The organism is Methylocaldum sp. MU1018 (genome assembly GCF_053646775.1).
In genome coordinates this window covers 2,888,811-2,905,814 of the sequence record NZ_CM132195.1, presented here as the reverse complement: position 1 = coordinate 2,905,814, position 17,004 = coordinate 2,888,811, and the positions used below count along the sequence as shown (strand labels likewise).

Here is a 17,004-nt window from a genome sequence, read left to right as displayed (position 1 = left end):
CGTGCGTCGGGCGATCCCGGAAACGCTCGAAATGATCGGGGCGCTCATCGAGCGCCCTTCGATCAGTTGCACCGATCCGCGTCATGACCAGAGCAATCTGCCGGTCATTCATCTTTTGGCGGAATGGTTGGGCGGATTGGGCTTTGCGGTCGACATCCGCGCCGTCGGAGACGGCAAAGCCAATCTGATCGCGACGCTGGGCAGCCGCGAGGATCCCACGGGCCTGGTGCTGTCGGGCCACACCGATACGGTGCCTTGCGATCCCGAATCATGGTCTTCGGATCCTTTCAAGGCCGTGGAGAAAGACGGCCGTATCTATGGCCTCGGCAGCGCCGACATGAAATCCTTCTTCGCGCTGGCGCTGGAGGCGGCAAACCGCTTCGAAGCCAAGGACCTGCGGCATCCCCTGGTGATTCTTGCCACCGCCGACGAAGAAAGCTCGATGTCCGGGGCGAAATCCCTGGTGGCCGACAAGTCGAAGCTCGGGCGCTACGCCGTCATCGGCGAGCCCACCGGACTCAAGCCGATCCGCATGCACAAGGGCGTCATGCTGGAATCCATCGTGGTGAGAGGAAAGGCCGGACATTCGAGCGATCCGTCCCTGGGAGCGAGCGCGATCGAGGGCATGCACGCCGTACTGTCGGAGCTCCTGGCTTTCCGCGATGAACTCAGGGCGCGGTACCGCAATCCCGCGTTCAAAGTGGATTATCCGACGCTGAATCTCGGTTCGATCCACGGCGGAGACAATCCCAACCGCATTTGCGCGCACTGCGAAACCCAGATCGACATCCGCCCGTTGCCCGGAATGGAGCTCGAAGATTTGCACGACAAGCTGGTCAGGCGGCTCGAGCCCGTGCTGGCCGAAGCGAGTGGACTTTCTCTCGAAATCCGCCGCATGTTCGAGGGATTGCCGCCGTTCGAGAGCGCGGCCGGCGCGGAAATCGTCCGCTGCTGCGAAGAGTTGAGCGGCTGCGGATCGGGCGCCGTCGCATTCGGCACCGAGGCGCCGTTTCTGAAACGGCTCGGGCTACAGACCGTCGTCATGGGGCCGGGGCATATCGAACAGGCTCATCAACCCGACGAGTTTCTGCCGCTCGAACATATCCGCTCGGGAACCGAAATCCTGGCCCGGTTGATCGAACGGTTTTGCATCCGGCCCACGGCCTGACCGAAAAATGCCCCTGTCGACTTCCCCTGAAAGCTTCGTCCGTTGGTTTCGCGATTCTTCGCCCTACATTCACGCCCATAGAGGCAAAACTTTCGTCGTGTCGTTCGGCGGGGAGGCCGTCGCCGACGGCGGGTTTCCGAACGCGATTCACGATTTCGCGATGCTCAACGGCTTGGGCGTGCGCCTGGTCCTGGTGCACGGCATCCGCCCGCAAATCGACGCGCGCCTGAAATGCCGTGGGGTCGAGGCACATTATCATCAGGGACTCCGCATCACCGACAAGACGGCGCTCGAATGCGTGAAGGAAGCTGCGGGAACCGTTCGGGTGGAAATCGAAGCCTTGCTGTCGCAAGGTCTCGCCAATTCGCCGATGGCCGGGGTGCGCATCCGGGTGGCTTCGGGTAATTTCGTCGCGGCCAAGCCGGTGGGCGTCCGCGATGGCGTGGATTTCCAGCACACCGGGGAGGTCAGGCGCATCGACGTCGACGGGATTCGCGGAGCATTGGACCGGGGCGATATCGTGCTCCTTTCCGCGATCGGTTATTCGCCCACCGGCGAGGTGTTCAATCTCAATGCCGAACAGGTGGCCACTTCGGCCGCCATCGCTCTCGGAGCCGACAAGCTGCTGTTGTTGACCGAGCAAGACTGTATCTCCGGCGCCGACGGCAAACTGATTCGGCAGCTTACGACCGGCGAGGCCGAGGATTTGCTGAAGAACGAAGACGCCTTGAGCAACCGCGAAGTGATTCCGCATCTCAAAGCGGCGGTCAAGGCATGTCGCGAAGGCGTGCAGCGCGCGCATCTGCTCGACCGTCACATCGACGGTGCCGTGCTGCTCGAATTGTTTACTCGAGACGGTATCGGAACGCTGGTCAGCAAAACGCCCTTCGAAACCATGCGTCCGGCCAAGGTTCAGGATGTCGCGGGGGTGCTCGACCTTATCGCGCCGCTCGAACAAGCCGGCGTTCTGGTACCGCGTTCCCGCGAGCGGCTTGAAACCGATATCGACGATTTCGTGGTGATCGAGCGGGACGGTCTGATTATCGGCTGCGCCGCCTTGCATGCGTTTCCTGAAGAGCGGATAGGGGAATTGGCCTGCCTTGCGCTTCATAACGACTACCGTGGCGAAAAACGCGGCGAACGCCTGCTCGAACATCTGGAAGCGAAAGCCCGCTCTTTGCACATGGAGCGGCTGTTCGCGCTCACCACCCAAACGGCGCACTGGTTCCGGGAACGCGGCTTCGAGCCCGCAAGCACCGCCGATCTGCCCGAGACGCGGCGGGCGTCTTATAACCCCCGGCGCGCTTCCAAGGTGTTGATCAAGCTGCTCAAGCCTTCACGATCTTGAGTCGATCATGTCCCGGTTTTGCGGCGCGAGCCTTGTGTAGGAGCCGGCTTTAGCCCGCGATCGAGCGATTATCGCGAGCTAGTACTCTGTCAGCCCTCAATTGTCGGGTAGAGCTTGCGGAGTTTGATCCGGGCGTCGGCGGTGGTGAACTGCCAGTTCGCTGTCACCTGGACTTGGTTGCGGCGCTGGGTCCAAGCGGCGACGTGCCGGACCAGATCGGCCCGCTCGCCGACCCGCTCCGGGAGGTCGCGGGCCAGGGCGCTCAGTTCAATTTCGGCCATGTCCAGCCAACTGCCGTGCTTCGGCGTGTGGTGAATTTCCAGCCGCTCGGCCAACTGCCGCGCCTCGTCCGGGGGAAAGGCCTCATACAAGCTCGCCGTCGAGTGGGTGTTGAGCTGATCCATCACCAGCACCACCTTCTCGGCGTCCCGGTACCGCCCCTCGACCAGGTCGCGCACGACGTGGGCAAAGTCCTTTCGGGTCCGGCCGTCGGTCACCTGGACTTCGCGCCACCCGGCCAGCGGCTCGAAGACCAGGAACACGCTCGCTACTCCGTGGCGGACATAGACGCTGTCGTAGCGTTCCACCCGGCCCGGCGCCCCCGGCAGCGGTTCCCGCACCTCGCCGATCAGTTGAGTGAAGGTCTCGTCCAAACAGACCACCGGTCGCTCGGCCTGGTACGGCCGCTGATAAACCTCCAGGACATCCTCCATGGCCGCGACAAACTCGGCCGAGGCCTTCGGCGGAATCACCCACATCTTCCGAAGAGGCGGCTTGAGTTCGTTTTTTTAAGCACGCGCCGGACCGTCTCATAGGAGACGGCGTCGACATAATCGAGTTCGACCATCCGCTCGGCCAACAGCCGCAAAGTCCAGCGCGGCTTGCCTTCGGGCGGGGCCGAACAGGCCAGGGCGATCAGGTGCGCCTCCTGAGCCCCGTCCAGCGCCCGTGGGTACACGCGCGGGCTCGGCCTCGGCAACAACGCGGCGGCCAAGCCCTCTTCCACGAACCGTTGCCGCACCCGCTCGATCGTGCGGAGACTCAGATTCAAGGCCGAGGCCACGTCGGTATCGATGCGGCCGGGGCCCCCTGCTGATTCGTCCACTTGAAGCAAAACCCGCGCGTGGGCCAACTTGCGGGCATCCGCCTTACCTTTGCCAATCAGTCCTTCCAATTCGCCCCGCTCCTCGTCTGTCAACGTCACCCGGTACTTCTTGGCCATCCGATCCTCCCGGCCGCTCAGCCTCGCCATGCTCATCTAAAGCATGCTCCATTAGACTCGCCAGAGGACGGGTGATACTGCACTAGAGCGTTTTCAATCCGGATGTAGAGGCGACTTCAGTCGCCCATCTCCCCACGCCAACGACACCAGCGTTCCGCGCGGAATGCCGTCAACGTGAGATGAAAACGCTCTAAAGCCCGCTTCCACGGTCCGCAAACCCATCCGGCAACCGCTCTATTTCTCGCGGATGTAGTCGTAGATATTGAGGTAGTCCTGCCCCGGATTCTTCCATGAGAAATCGTAACGCATGGCGTTTTTCATCAGTTCCCGGAAGTGCTCGGGGTAGTCGTAATAGCAGCTCAACGCTCGTCCCAGCGCCGATTCCAGTCCGCTGTAGTCGTAATCCTTGAACACATAGCCGTTGCGCTCGTGCAGCGGCTTGTACGAATAATCCTTGTCGAACACCGTGTCGGCCAGGCCGCCGACCTCCCGCACCACCGGCACCGTGCCGTAGCGCATGGCGATCAGTTGGGTCAGGCCGCAGGGTTCGAACTGGCTGGGCACCAGGATCATGTCGGCGCCGGCGTAGATGAGGTGCGACAGTTCCTCGTTGAAGCCGATCTCGATGTGGCAATCGGGGTTGTCGTTCAACTGGTGTTTCAGGCTCCAGAAATAGCTGTTGATCTGTCCGTCGGGGCTCGATCCGAGCAGCACGAACTGGCCGCGCCGGTGCAGCGTATAAAAGATGGCGTGGCGGATGAGTTCCAGTCCTTTCTGAGGGTCCAGCCGGCCGACGAAGGCGACGATGGGTTTTTCGTTGTCGGCGATCATCAGGCGATCCCGCAGCGCCTTTTTGTTCTTGTATTTTTCCTCGATATTGTCGACACCGTAGCGGTGCGGGATATGGCAGTCGATTTCCGGATTCCACACGTTGTAATCGATGCCGTTGACGACGCCGCCGTATTTCACGTGGTGGATGTGCAGCGTCGGCTCCAGGCCGAAGCCCTGGCCCTGGTCCTTGGCTTCGCTGGCGTGGCGCGGCGAAACGGTCGTGACGAAATTGGAATAGACCACGCCGGCTTTCATGAGGTTTAGCGCATGCGGATTGAAATTGTCCCGCAGCCGGTCGTAATGGAAATAGTATTCGGGCCGGTTGAGTCCGGTCGCTTGGAGTAGCTGGGCGCCGGTGACCCCCTGGTGCTTGAAATTGTGGATCGTAAAGCATACTCGCGGGTGCGTCATGCCGAGGAATTTGTAGATCTCGAACAGAAACACCGGCGCCAGCGCCGTCTGCCAGTCGTGGCAATGGATGACATCTGGATTCTTGCCGGATTTCCAGAGGAACTCCATGGCTGCCCGCGTGAAGAAGGCGAAGCGCAGAACGTCGTCGTTGAAGCCATAAATGCAGCCGCGGTTGAAGAAATTGTCGCTGGAATGCGGCTCGATGAAGAAGCACTTGCGGCCGTGCACGAATCCGAAATAGACGGTGCAGTGAATGGCGCCGCCGTACCATGGAACCCACAAGTCTTTGTAGGTTTCGCACAGGCCCCAGATGTGGTCGTAACGCAGGCAGTCATATTTGGGCAGGATGATTTCGACGTGATTGCCGCGGATCTCGAGTTCATTGCTGAGTCCGAACACGACATCGGCGAGGCCGCCGACTTTGGCGACGGGCGCGAGTTCGGGCGTGATCTGAACGATGAACATCGGCGGGACGGTCGAGACAGGGTGCCGGGCGACGGATTCGGTTTGAACCGGCGCGGGCGGTTCGGATTCCGGTTCGGGGGATTCCTCCGGTTTTTCAGAGGGTTGCGAATCTTGCGGCGAGGGCTCCGGCGCGGCGGCCGGTTCTGGAGTCGAAGATATATCGGAGGCCGGAACTGCAATGTCCGGCGATTTCTCCAAATCCCGTGACGACGCCTGCTCCGGCGCCGCGGTTGCCGCGAAGGAGGGAGCGGCCTCTTCTCTCGAGGCGCGATCGGACGGTTTCTCGGGAGTTATGAGGGGCGTCGCGTGATCCAGCGAAGTCTCGGACGAGACGCCTGCATCCGCGGCTTTCGATCGAGCGGCTTTGCTGCGGGATTCTTCCTTCGTCGCTGTTTTCTTCATGGCTGTTCCGGGGTTTCCTTTTTGAGATTCGGGAGCGTTTATTTTCGTATCTCGATGCGAGGTCTTGCGGGTCATGAAGTTGCATCCGGGTTGCCTGGTACGAACTCGAGGAGCTAGTTTAAGCGATCCTTTGTTTCGAAAAAAACGCCGCGCAAGCTCAAATCGGGCATTAGCCTATTTCTCGGCGGCTTGTGTCGGCTAGGCCCCGCCCGAAAATCCGTCGGGGCATCCTTGCGGCCGAAGAGGGCTATGGGGTCACCAATACCCGTCCCATCCCCGGCGTCAGTTCGAACCGGAACGGCGTCGGCAAGTAGTCCAGCGGCCATTCCGGCGAGACGTCGAACAGAGGCGGCTCGCTTTGGACCAGGCCGTACAGGTCGTCGGAGAAGAAGTTCTGCCGATGCCAGGGATCTTTGTTCAGGATGATTAATGCCTCGCTGCGGTTTCGGCTGGCGGCTTTCCGCATCAGCAAGATTTCCGGATTGGCATGTTCGAGCACTTGCGTGACGCTTTCTTCGTCGAACACCGGATGCCGGCTTTTGATCCGATTGATCTGTTTGATGTAACCGGTCAGATCGATACCGGTGTCTTCCCAATCTTCCGGCGTGGTATCGACGACATGGAGCGGTTTCCGGAAGCCGAATTCGAAGCCCATCGGTATCATTACCCCGGCGGAAAATAGCGCCGCGAAAAAATAACGCTGTTTGACCGCGTCGACATTCTGCTGGAATTCGGCGAAAGCCCGGGGCGTATCGTGGCTTTCGGGGAAGCTGATGGACGGTACGGTTTCTCGCGTGAGTTGATACTGCTCCAGCAGCCAGGAGGCGGAAAAATCCCACCACTTCGAACTGTTGAAGATGAAGTCGAAACCAGCTTGCGCCGTCTCCCGGATTTGGTCGGCGCTGCAACCCAGGGTCTCCGCAAGAAATACGGTTTCCGGATGCGCCCGCTTGGTTTCTTCGATCAGCTGCGCCCAGAAACGGCTGGGCAACTGGTAGGCCGCATCGCAGCGGAGCCCTTTGAAGCCCAGGCCGATCAGGTATTCGACAATCTCGCGGCAATACCGGTACAGACCTTCCGCGTCGGACGTATGTTGATGATCGAATTGGGCGAGGTCGCGCCAGACGACCTTTTCTCCGTCGTGCATGCAGAACGGGTGGGCGATGCGTTTGCCGTCCTTGACGAACCACTCGGGATGTTGCTTCAGCAAGGCGGAGTCGTAGGCGCAATGATTGATGACCAAATCCACCATCATGCCGAGTCCGAGACTTTCGGCTCGGCTCACGACCGCGCGCAGTTGTTCCTCCGGAGATTGGCCGGAGCGGGCATCCAGCAGTCGCGGATCGATCTGAAAATAGTTCTTGATGGAATACAGGCTGCGGGAGCGGCCGGATTCCTGGACCGGATTTACGAAGATCCAGTCGAATCCCATATCGGCCGCTCGTTCCAGATGCGGCGTCCAACGGTTCAGAGGACCGGCAAGCCGCGGAAAAAGATTGTAGATTTTCATGAATCTCGGGAATCGTTTGGCGTGAAACAGAGTGCCGAGCGGCAGTCCCGCCGCGGGTTGACGCTCGATATCAAATAGACTTGGGCCAACGCAGCCCGGTTCATCTCGCGTTTCCGCACAGGGTCTCTGAAAAACGCGCCGGCATCGTTTTTCGAGCATCAGTCGAAAAAGGATGCCCTGGAGCATCCTTTTTCGTATTTGGCCGAACTTGCGGAAAGGCGATGACCCGGAGCGTCAGACCATGGTCCGCGCGATTTTGAACGCCTCGCGGAAATCGTAAAAAACGGGTTCTTCCTGGGTCAGGAGCGAGCGGAGTAAGTGCTGTTGCAGCTTGTATTTGTAGTCGCCGACCGCCAGTGCACCGATGCCGACCGCGCCCGGCGAATTGACGGCGTGCTTGAGCGGAGTGCCGAGGTCCGTCCGCTTGACGCCCTCGATGCCCAACGGGGGAACCGCGTTGACATCCGCCGCGACCTTGAGCTGGAGGGCTTCCGCCAAAGTGCCGGCCTTTAGAACCTGAACCCCGGCCTTGGCCGTACAGAACACGATATCCGCCTTGTGAAGCAAGTGGGCCTTGTCGGCCTCGGATGCCGCGCAAGTGCCCTCCAATCGGGTCTCGAACAGGCGTCCGTAGGTAGCGGCTTTTTCCAGCGCATTATCGAGCGAGGCGTGATCGACGATCGTCGTTTCCGCTCCGCACAAGGCGGCGATCACTCCGGTGGCTATGCCGACCGGTCCGGTGCCGCCGAACACCACGGCATTGCAGCCTTTCAGTTCCTTGCCGTGCTTTTCCTTGAGCTGCTTTTCGGCTACGGCAACCAGCGCCGCCGCCGTGGTGAAGCCACCGCTGGGGTCGGCCAGGACGGAAAATTGAAAAGGCGGAACCATGGCCTTTTGGGCGGCTTCCAACATGCTCACGGCCAAACCGATGTCGCGCCCGCCGATGAACATGCCCGTTTTCTTCACGCCTTCCGGCCCGCGCGAAAAAATGGCGTCCTGGGTAAGGCCGTTGATTTCTTCCAGTTTTACGTTGTTGAGCGGAATGATCATGTCGAAATCCGCATCAACCGCCATGTTGATATCGAAAGGACTGTTATGGGGCATCGGATCGAGCATGTATAAAACGCTGCGTTTGGACATGTTTTGGTTTCTCTACTTCGATAATAAGGTATTGGGTCGGAGGTTATTCGTCATGCATGGATTTCATGACGGAAATACCGCGATCTACGACGGTTTTCCACGCTTCTTCGAGTTCCGGATTGAATTTCGGATCGCTTTCGGCCACGGTCGACAGAAGGGCTGAAAGCCAAAAGTCGTAAAGTTCCGGTTCTATGTTAAGCCTGTTTCTGGAATGCGATTCGCCGAGCTGGACCATTTTTTCCGCGGTAACGGGGCTAGGCTCGTGAAAGAACAAAATCAGATGCCTGATGCCGTGATCCAGCATTCTCTTCTGGGTTTCCCAATCGGTTTTTCGGAATTTCTCCTCGATCTTGGGAGACGATGAGAGGAAAACCTTGTAAAAATCATCTATGAAAGTCCCCGTGAGACGGCACCGCGTGTAACTCTTGTCCACCATCTCCTTGAGTATTTGATCGTTATCGGCATCCGAGACTTTAATGGCTTCTATAGTATTGCTCATTATTATGCTTCTCCTGGCTAATCCAGTTATTTATTACTATTCGTATGCCGACAATTAAATATCTGAATATTCGTCAATGAATCCTCCGATCGGCTGTCCCTAGCCCATGAGGTCATCGGATAAATAATCGCCAACTGGATAATGGCCGCTCGTTACGCGCTCCATTCGTCCATAGTAAGAGATAGCATATTAATGAATTTCTGCTGTGAGGCTTTAATGTCTCTTGGCGTATTCCCGGGCGACTTCGAAAGCGTCGTTGTAATCGAGAAAAACCGGCTTATCCGACTGGCGCAGTTGGAAACGCATTTTATTCAGCAGTTTATGCTGCGTCTGGTATTTGACGTTGCCGATCGCCAGGGCTCCGACGCCGACGGCGCCGCTGCGCGAGCCCTCGATTTCCGTGCCTTTGTGGTGGGGGCCGAGGCCGGCGATTCCGGACGGCGGGACCGCGTTGACGTCCGCCGCGACTTTGAGTTGCGGCGCTGCGGCGACCAGTTCGGCGCTCAGCACTTCGATTCCGGCCGCGGCGGTAGCGAAGACCACGTCGGCGGTCTTGATGAGCTCCGATTTGTTGGCGTCGGCGTCGCCTTGGATGTTGGTTTGGCCGTCACCGAACTCGGCATTGCACAGTTCCGCGATCTTCTGGGCTCTTTCCAGTTGGCGGCCGATGATCTTTACGTTGGCTCCGGCTTTGGCGGACAGCACGGCGGCGATCTGCCCGACTGGTCCGGTGCCGCCCAAGGCGAGTACGTTTTTGCCTTGCAAGTTCGTCTGATGGCGCTTTTCCAGCTCCCGTTCCACCATTGCGACCATCGCGGCGGCCGTGGTGAAGGCGCCGCTCGGGTCCGCGAACACCGAGATCACGAAGGGCGGAACCATGGATTTCTTGGCGGTGCGGAGCATGTCCATGGCCAATTTCACATCCCGCCCGCCGATGAAGATGCCGGTCCGTCTTACGCCGCTCGGGCCTCTGGAGAAAATCGCGTCCTGCACCAGGGCGGTGACTTCGCCCAGTTCGATGTTGAGATACGGAATGGCGGAAATCCAGCCGGCGTCCAAAGCCATATTGACGTCAAACGGGCTGAGATTCTTTTCCGGGGTGAACATATGCAGGATGAACGGTTTTTCCATGCGTGAATCCTCAATGATTTTTCTGGTGAAGACAAAAATTCGATTTTAACTGTCTGGCAGAGACGGGCGCGGAACGGCCGCGCCCAGCATAACACAGTTCAGACGCACGGGAATCGTCGCCCGGCGCTTGCTTGGGAGGGGCGATTATCGGCTTTCCAGCAACTGCGCATGCGCCGCCGCGAGCCGGGCGATGGGTACGCGATGGGGCGAGCACGACACGTAATTCAGCCCGACGGCGTGGCAAAACCGGATGGAGGTGGGATGGCCGCCCTGTTCGCCGCAGATGCCGACCTCGAGTTGCGGGTTGGTCTTGCGGCCCGATTCCACGGTCATTTGCATCAGAGCGCCGACGCCTTTGACGTCCAGCACCTCGAACGGATTGTCCTGCAAAATGCCGTATTCCGTGTAAAGCGGCAGGAACTTGTTTTCGGCGTCCTCGCGCGAGAAGGAAAACGTCGCCTGGGTCAGATCGTTGGTGCCGAAGGAGAAGAATTCGGCGATTCGGGCCAGGTCTTGCGCGCGCATGCAGGCGCGGACGGTTTCCACCATGCTGCCGAACTTGAATGCCAGTTCCACCTCGAATTCCGTTTCGGTTTCTCGCCGGATCGCGTCCACCCGGGCCTTGACGTGTTTCAGTTCCTGAGCGGTGATGACTTGCGGGACCATGATTTCGGGATTGACCGGCACGCCTTCTTTCAGGCATTGCGCGGTGGCTTGCAGGATGGCGCGGATCTGCATCTCGTAAATTTCAGGGTAGGTGATGCCGAGGCGAACGCCGCGATGACCCAGCATCGGATTGACTTCGCGCAGCTCCCGCACTTTGCGCAGCATCTGTTCCTTTTTGGCGATGACGCTGTTGACCAGATCCTCGCTCAAATCGTTCGCGGCATAAGGGGCATTCAGCGCGCTCAGGGCGGTGCCGCGTCCTTTCACGGCCAGCCGGTACTCCTTCAGCGCCTCGATTTCGTCGAGCAACTGATGTTCGCTCGGCAGAAACTCGTGCATCGGCGGATCGAGCAGTCGTATGACGACCGGCCGCGGCGCCACGATCTTGAGCAATCCTCTGAAATCGTCGCGCTGGATGGGCAGCAGTTTGTCCAGCGCGGCTTGCCGCTCCTCGAAGGTGTGGGCGAGGATCATATCCACCACGAGAGGAAGTCGCTCGCTGGCGTTGAACATGCGCTCCGTGCGGCACAGGCCGATGCCCATGGCGCCGTATTCCAGGGCGACGGCGGCGCCCTCGGGCGTGTCGGCATTGGCCAGAACCTTGAGCCGGGCGGCTTCGTCGGCCCAGGACAGCAACGTTTTCAGCTCATTCGAAAATTTCGGCGGAATGGTCGGAATTTCACCCAGATAGACATGGCCGGTGCTGCCGTCGATGGTGATGACGTCGCCTTCGCGCAGGGTGACTTCGCCCACCCGTGCCAGGCGCGTCCGGCTGTCCACCCGGATGCTTTCGGCGCCGGCGACGCACGCCTTGCCCATGCCGCGGGCCACCACCGCCGCGTGCGAGGTTTTGCCGCCGCGGCTGGTCAGAACGCCTTGCGAGGCGAAGAAGCCGTGGATGTCTTCCGGTTTGGTTTCTTCCCGCACCAGAATGACTTTTTCGCCGGCGCGTCCCAGGATTTCGGCCTGATCGGCGTCGAACACGCAGCGGCCGCTGGCGGCGCCGGGCGAAGCCGGAAGCCCTTGAGCGATGGGTTTCTCCGTGTGGCTCGGATCGATGCAGGGATGCAGCAGTTGTTCGAGATGGGCGGGATTCACCCGCAGCAGGGCTTGTTCCTTGCCGATCAACCCCTCGCCGTGCATTTCCACCGAGGTTCTAACCATCGCCGTGGCGTTCATCTTGCCGTTCCGGGTTTGCAGGCAATAGAGAACGCCCTTTTCGATGGTGTATTCGAAGTCTTGCACTTCCCGGTAATGCGCTTCGAGCTTGTCGCGCAAGTCGACCAGTTGGCGATACAGCTCGGGCATCTCCCGTTTCATCTCGTGTACCGGTTTCGGCGTGCGGATGCCGGCCACCACGTCCTCGCCCTGGGCGTTGACCAGGTATTCGCCGAACATCTCGTTTTCGCCGGTGGCGGGATTGCGGGTGAAGCCGACGCCGGTGGCGCAGTCGTTGCCCATGTTGCCGAACACCATGGTCACCACGTTGACGGCGGTGCCGTTGGCCATGTCCGGCGTGATGTGGAACTCGCGGCGATAATCCACGGCGCGTTTGCCCATCCAGGAACCGAAAACCGCCTTGATGGCGATTTCCAGCTGTTCGAAGGCGTCTTCCGGAAACGGCCTGCCGGTTTCATCCCGCACGATTTTCAGAAACCGTTCGCTGATGTCCTCGAGGTGCTCCGCGCTCAGCGCTATGTCGGCCTTGGCACCGACGGCCCGCTTGACATCCTCGAACGCGGCGTCGAACAGCGCGTCCGGGACGCCCAGAGCGATCTTGCCGAAGAGTTGAATGAAGCGCCGGAATGCGTCATATCCGAAGCGTTCGTTGCCGGTCTGTCGGATGAGTCCGCGCAGCGTGCTTCGGTTGAGACCGAGGTTGAGGATGGTGTCCATCATGCCGGGCATGGACATCGCGGAACCCGACCGCACCGACACCAACAGGGGATTGTCCTCGTCGCCGAACCGCTTGCCGGTCTTTTCCTCGAGCCGTTCGATGTGGTTGCGCACTGCGTCCAACATCCCGTCGGGAAGCCTCTTTTTCTCCAGATATTCCAGGCAGGCTTCGGTGGTGATGACAAAGCCCGGAGGCACGTTGAGGCCGATTTGCGTCATCTCGCACAGGTTGGCGCCTTTGCCGCCCAGAAGCTGTTTATTGCGGCCATCGCCCTCGGTAAAGGCGTACACGTATTTTGGGGTCATGCTCGCTCTCCTCGGATTGAAACGTGGTGTGGTTCGGAATTCCGGGTTTCCGCCCGGACGGGCGAAATGCGTCGGTGCGTCAGGTCGATGGCTTCTAGTTTGGTGTCGTCTCGTTCGTTGAACAAGTGGATTTGCGGCAAGCGGCCTTCCGGCCGGCACTCTCCGGATGCGGCATCCGATCCGCGAGGCCGATTCCGGACCTGCGGCCGGAGCATTTTCATCTCGCGTTGACGGTATTCCGTGCGGAACGCCAGTGTCGTATGCCGTGAGAGGGACGACTGAAGTCGCCCCTACATCGCGCCCATGTCGCCCCTACGACCGCATTGAAAACGTTTTAGCTTTCCGAAAATTCGACGGATTTCGCCTCGACGATTTTTTTGAGCTTCCATTCGCGGTGTTTGTTCATGATGTCGACGACTTCGAGGGGATCGTCTGTGATCGAGAGGTGCCCCAGATCGCTCCTGTCGATCAGTTGGTTGGCGAGCATCGTGTTGTCGATCCAGTCCAGCAGTCCTTTCCAATAGTCCGAACCGAACAAAATCAGCGGCACCGGATGGATTTTGTGGGTTTGCATCAGATTGAGCGCCTCGAACAATTCGTCCAGGGTATCGAAGCCGCCGGGAAAGCAGATATAACCCATCGAGTATTTCACGAACATGAGTTTTCGCACGAAAAAGTAGCGAAACTCCAGGCCGAGGGTTTGATACGCATTCGGCTTTTCTCCGCCGCGGGGTTGGATATTCAGTCCGATCGAAGGCGCTTTCTTGAGGCGAGCGCCCTTGTTGGCGGCCTCCATGATGCCCGGCCCGCCGCCGCTGATGACGGCGTAGCCGTGGCCGGCGAGCACCTCGGCGACGGTTTGCGCGGCCTGGTAGTACGGGCTGCTCGGCTTGATGCGGGCGGAGCCGAAAAACGAGACGGCGAAGCGGATGTCGGACAGCTTGTCGAAGCCTTCGATGAACTCGCTGATGATTCTGAACATGCGCCACGATTCGCTGCCTTTGAGATCGTCAATCATAAGCTTATCCTGGGGTTGAAGCGGGATGGCGCTTTAGAGTATGGCAGCGGATGGCGAAATTTCACCGGTGCGCCGTAGCGCACACCGGCCGAGCGCTTAGACCGTGATCATCAAGCGCACCGAATCCAGACGCAAGTGCGCTCCCTGAATGCAGTTGTTCATCTCGATGGCGTTCTCCTTGAACTGATCCAGCTCTTCCTGGCGCACGTTCGGATTGACTCGGCGCAGGGCCGCGAGGCGCTTGAGCTCGGCCGTCATGGCGTCGAGCATTCTTTTCGCGCTCTCGCCGACGATGCCGGGCAATCGCGCCCGCGCTTTCTTTTCGGCATTCCGGATCAGGCGATTGATGAGCTTTTGCCGGTTGCGGACCAGTTCCAGCGCGTGCTCGCGATCGAACTGCCGGGGCTGTTCGACGAGGCTTTCGAAGGGCAGGGCGCTGAGATCGTTGCCGTCCTGATCGAACAGGACGCGCAGCACCGTGGGCGGAAAGAAGCGGCCGATCTGCAAGCGCTTCGGGGCCGCGCATTCGATCAGATAAATGGTCTCCAGCAGCAGCCGGCCGGCCTCCAGATCCGGATGCCGGACCAGGCTCAGCGCGGCGTTGCCGTGCTCGCTGTTCAGGATGAGGTCCATGGCGCCCCGCACCATCGGATGCTCCCAAGTCAGGAACAGCATGTCCTCGCGCGCCAGTCCGATGTTCCGGTCCAGCGTGACCGTGACGCCGTCGTCGGGCAGTTCCGGGAACTGGGTGCGCATGTGTTCGCCGGGTCTGAGGATGTAGCAATGTTCCGAATGCTCCTCGACGGCGACCCCGTAAGCGTCGAACACCTGTTCCAAATAAGGCCAGGGATTGTGCTCGCGGTCGGTTTTTTCCATGAGCCGGACCAGGCGCTGCGCGGCATCCTTGCGGCAGGAGTTCAATTCCAGCAACCGGTCCCGGCCCTGGTGCAATTCTTCCTGGATGGCATCGGTCAACTTCCGCGCCCGTTCCACCAGTTTGACTTCGCCTTCGGCATCGGGCGTCCGCAACAAGGCGGCCAGGTCTTCCCCGAGCCGGCCGAACACGGGCAGTCCCGCCGGGCTGGGCTGGCTGAACGCATTCAGCCCCCGGTCGTACCAGCGGAACAGGACGCTTTGGGCGCTGTGCTCGAAATAGGCGACATGGATGCGAATGGTTTCGGATTGTCCGATGCGGTCGAGGCGGCCGATCCGCTGCTCCAGCAGATCGGGATTGAGCGGCAGATCGAACATCACCAGATGATGAGCGAACTGAAAGTTGCGCCCCTCGCTGCCGATTTCCGAGCAGACCAGCGCCTGGGCGCCGTTCTCGGTATCGGCGAACCAGGCCGCCGCCCGGTCGCGCGCCACGATGCTCATTCGTTCGTGGAAAACCGCCGCGCGCACGCCCCGGACGCGAAGCGCCTCCTCCAGATCGATGGCGGTCTCGGCTTTCGCGCAGATCACCAGAACCTTGGCCGATTTGAGGCTCTTTATGGTTTCGACCAGCCAATCCGCGCGGCTGTCGAGGCGCCACCATTCGACTTCATCCTTGCAATGCCGGGCATAGAGGGTTTCCGGATGCAACAGGTCTTCGATTCGGGGTTGAGTCTCGGCCAGCAGCCGGCTGTAGGCTTCGGGCAGCGGCAGGGGATAGGCGATCAGTTCCCGCCCGGGGAAACCCTTGACCGTCGCCCGTGTGTTGCGGAACAGGACCCGGCCCGTGCCGTGGCGGTCCAGCAGAAGCTGAATCAGCTCGCGACGCGCCTCCTCGGCGCGCTCCGGGTCGTCCAGCCGGTCCAGCAAATCGTCGGCCAGGTCTTGCGAGATGAGAGACTTCAGTTGGCTCAAGGTTTCCCGGTCCAGAATCGGATCGTCCAGCAGATGATTGATCACATCGGCCAGCGACTCGTATTGCATTTCCTCGAGCTGGAACCGGTCGTAGCTGTAGAAGCGGTCGGGGTCGAGCAGGCGGAGACGGGCGAAATGGCTGCGCTTGCCGAGCTGTTCCGGGGTCGCCGTCAATAGCAGGAGGCTCGGCACGGCCTTGCCCAATCGTTCGACGAACCGATACTCCGGACTGGCTTGCCGTTCCGACCATTGCAGGTGGTGCGCCTCGTCGACCACGCACATGTCCCAGCCGGCGGCGAGCGCAGCTTCCTGGCGTTCCTCGTCGTCCATGAAGAAATCCAGGCTGCACAGGACCAGTTGTTCGCTCAAAAAAGGGTTGCCCTCATCGGTCTGCCAGAACCGCTCCTCGTCGAACAGGGCGAAGCGCAAGTTGAAGCGCCTCAGCATTTCCACCAGCCATTGGTGCAGCAGAGGCTCCGGCACGATGATGAGGACGCGCTCGGCGCGTCCGGTCAGCAGTTGATGGTGGATGATCAGGCCCGCCTCGATGGTTTTGCCGAGCCCGACTTCATCGGCCAGCAGGACGCGCGGGGATTGGCGGTGAGCGACTTCGTGGGCGATGTAGACCTGGTGCGGAATGATGCTGGTGCGGCCGCCGCACAGGCCGCGTACCGGCGATTGCTCCAACTGGCCGATTCTTCGGAGTGTTTCATAGCGCAATCCATACAGCTCCGACGGATCGAGCTGGCCGGTGAACAGCCGGTCTTGCGGCTTGTTGAACTGCATGAAATGGTTGAGATCGACTTCGTCCAGGCTGCGCGGCGTTCCGTCCTCGTCCACTCCCCGGTAGGCGATGAGACCGTTGTTTTCCACCACCTCGACGACCTTGAGCTTCCAGCCCTCCGCGCTTTCGATCGAATCGCCCTTGGAAAATCGCACCCGCGTCAACGGCGAGTTGTCGACGGCATAGGTGCGGCGTTCGCTGCTGGCGATGAACAGGATGGTCACGCGATTGTTTTCGACATTCAACACGATTCCCAAGCCCAGTTCGGGCTCGGTTTCGCTGATCCAGCGTTGTCCGGGGACGAAAGTCGGCAAGGTTGTTTCTCCTGAGGGGCGATATTACGAGATGTCGATCACAAA

General features: G+C 60.2%; 11 protein-coding genes. 2 read left to right on the top strand and 9 right to left on the bottom strand.

Translation table 11 applies throughout. The features are described 5' to 3' along the window. Position 1 precedes the first annotated feature (1 nt). Positions 2–1,168, top strand: coding sequence for an acetylornithine deacetylase (gene argE / locus ACWJKU_RS13360; RefSeq protein WP_454142866.1), 1,167 nt, complete (start codon positions 2–4; stop codon positions 1,166–1,168). A 7-nt stretch (positions 1,169–1,175) separates the two neighbouring features. Further along, on the top strand, positions 1,176–2,516 hold the full coding sequence (gene argA / locus ACWJKU_RS13355; RefSeq protein ID WP_454142864.1) for an amino-acid N-acetyltransferase: 1,341 nt from the start codon (positions 1,176–1,178) through the stop codon (positions 2,514–2,516). 89 nt (positions 2,517–2,605) lie between these two features. Here the strand turns inward: argA and ACWJKU_RS13350 are convergent. The 9 genes from ACWJKU_RS13350 to rapA all read right to left on the bottom strand — a co-directional run bounded on the left by ACWJKU_RS13350 (position 2,606) and on the right by rapA (position 16,959). Further along, a protein-coding gene (locus ACWJKU_RS13350; RefSeq protein WP_454148086.1) for an IS630 family transposase occupies positions 2,606–3,738 on the bottom strand; the annotation gives its coding sequence in 2 pieces (ribosomal slippage) (positions 2,606–3,306 and positions 3,306–3,738; 1,134 coding nt in all). Positions 3,739–3,972: 234 nt separating this feature from the next. Beyond that, positions 3,973–5,847, bottom strand: a complete 1,875-nt coding sequence (gene glgA / locus ACWJKU_RS13345; RefSeq protein WP_454142862.1) for a glycogen synthase GlgA — start codon at positions 5,845–5,847, stop codon at positions 3,973–3,975. A gap of 247 nt (positions 5,848–6,094) precedes the next feature. After that, the gene (locus tag ACWJKU_RS13340; RefSeq protein WP_454142860.1) at positions 6,095–7,357 is read right to left on the bottom strand and encodes an alpha-amylase family glycosyl hydrolase; all 1,263 of its coding nucleotides are present in this window, start codon (positions 7,355–7,357) and stop codon (positions 6,095–6,097) included. Positions 7,358–7,591: 234 nt separating this feature from the next. After that, positions 7,592–8,497: an NAD(P)-dependent methylenetetrahydromethanopterin dehydrogenase gene (locus ACWJKU_RS13335; RefSeq protein WP_454142858.1), complete on the bottom strand. Its 906-nt coding sequence runs from the start codon at positions 8,495–8,497 to the stop codon at positions 7,592–7,594. A 43-nt stretch (positions 8,498–8,540) separates the two neighbouring features. Beyond that, entirely contained in the window at positions 8,541–8,996 is a 456-nt protein-coding gene (locus ACWJKU_RS13330; protein ID WP_454142856.1) for a globin, read from the bottom strand. Positions 8,997–9,209: 213 nt separating this feature from the next. Further along, complete coding sequence (locus tag ACWJKU_RS13325; protein WP_454142854.1) at positions 9,210–10,127, bottom strand: NADP-dependent methylenetetrahydromethanopterin/methylenetetrahydrofolate dehydrogenase; 918 nt, start codon at positions 10,125–10,127, stop codon at positions 9,210–9,212. 144 nt (positions 10,128–10,271) lie between these two features. Then, on the bottom strand, positions 10,272–12,995 hold the full coding sequence (gene ppdK / locus ACWJKU_RS13320) for a pyruvate, phosphate dikinase (protein WP_454142852.1): 2,724 nt from the start codon (positions 12,993–12,995) through the stop codon (positions 10,272–10,274). Positions 12,996–13,329: 334 nt separating this feature from the next. Then, the gene (locus ACWJKU_RS13315; protein ID WP_454142850.1) at positions 13,330–14,013 is read right to left on the bottom strand and encodes an LOG family protein; all 684 of its coding nucleotides are present in this window, start codon (positions 14,011–14,013) and stop codon (positions 13,330–13,332) included. 96 nt (positions 14,014–14,109) lie between these two features. Then, a complete protein-coding gene (gene rapA / locus ACWJKU_RS13310) occupies positions 14,110–16,959 on the bottom strand; it encodes an RNA polymerase-associated protein RapA (RefSeq protein WP_454142848.1) in 2,850 nt (949 codons plus the stop codon). Positions 16,960–17,004: the final 45 nt, after the last annotated feature.

Bases quoted from the DNA above. Each gene is read 5' to 3' on its own strand.
- argA (WP_454142864.1), top strand. From the start codon at position 1,176: ATGCCCCTGTCGACTTCCCCTGAAAGCTTCGTCCGTTGGTTTCGCGAT.
- glgA (WP_454142862.1), bottom strand. From the start codon at position 5,847: ATGAAGAAAACAGCGACGAAGGAAGAATCCCGCAGCAAAGCCGCTCGA.
- ACWJKU_RS13340 (WP_454142860.1), bottom strand. From the start codon at position 7,357: ATGAAAATCTACAATCTTTTTCCGCGGCTTGCCGGTCCTCTGAACCGT.
- ACWJKU_RS13335 (WP_454142858.1), bottom strand. From the start codon at position 8,497: ATGTCCAAACGCAGCGTTTTATACATGCTCGATCCGATGCCCCATAAC.
- ACWJKU_RS13330 (WP_454142856.1), bottom strand. From the start codon at position 8,996: ATGAGCAATACTATAGAAGCCATTAAAGTCTCGGATGCCGATAACGAT.
- ACWJKU_RS13325 (WP_454142854.1), bottom strand. From the start codon at position 10,127: ATGGAAAAACCGTTCATCCTGCATATGTTCACCCCGGAAAAGAATCTC.
- ppdK (WP_454142852.1), bottom strand. From the start codon at position 12,995: ATGACCCCAAAATACGTGTACGCCTTTACCGAGGGCGATGGCCGCAAT.
- ACWJKU_RS13315 (WP_454142850.1), bottom strand. From the start codon at position 14,013: ATGATTGACGATCTCAAAGGCAGCGAATCGTGGCGCATGTTCAGAATC.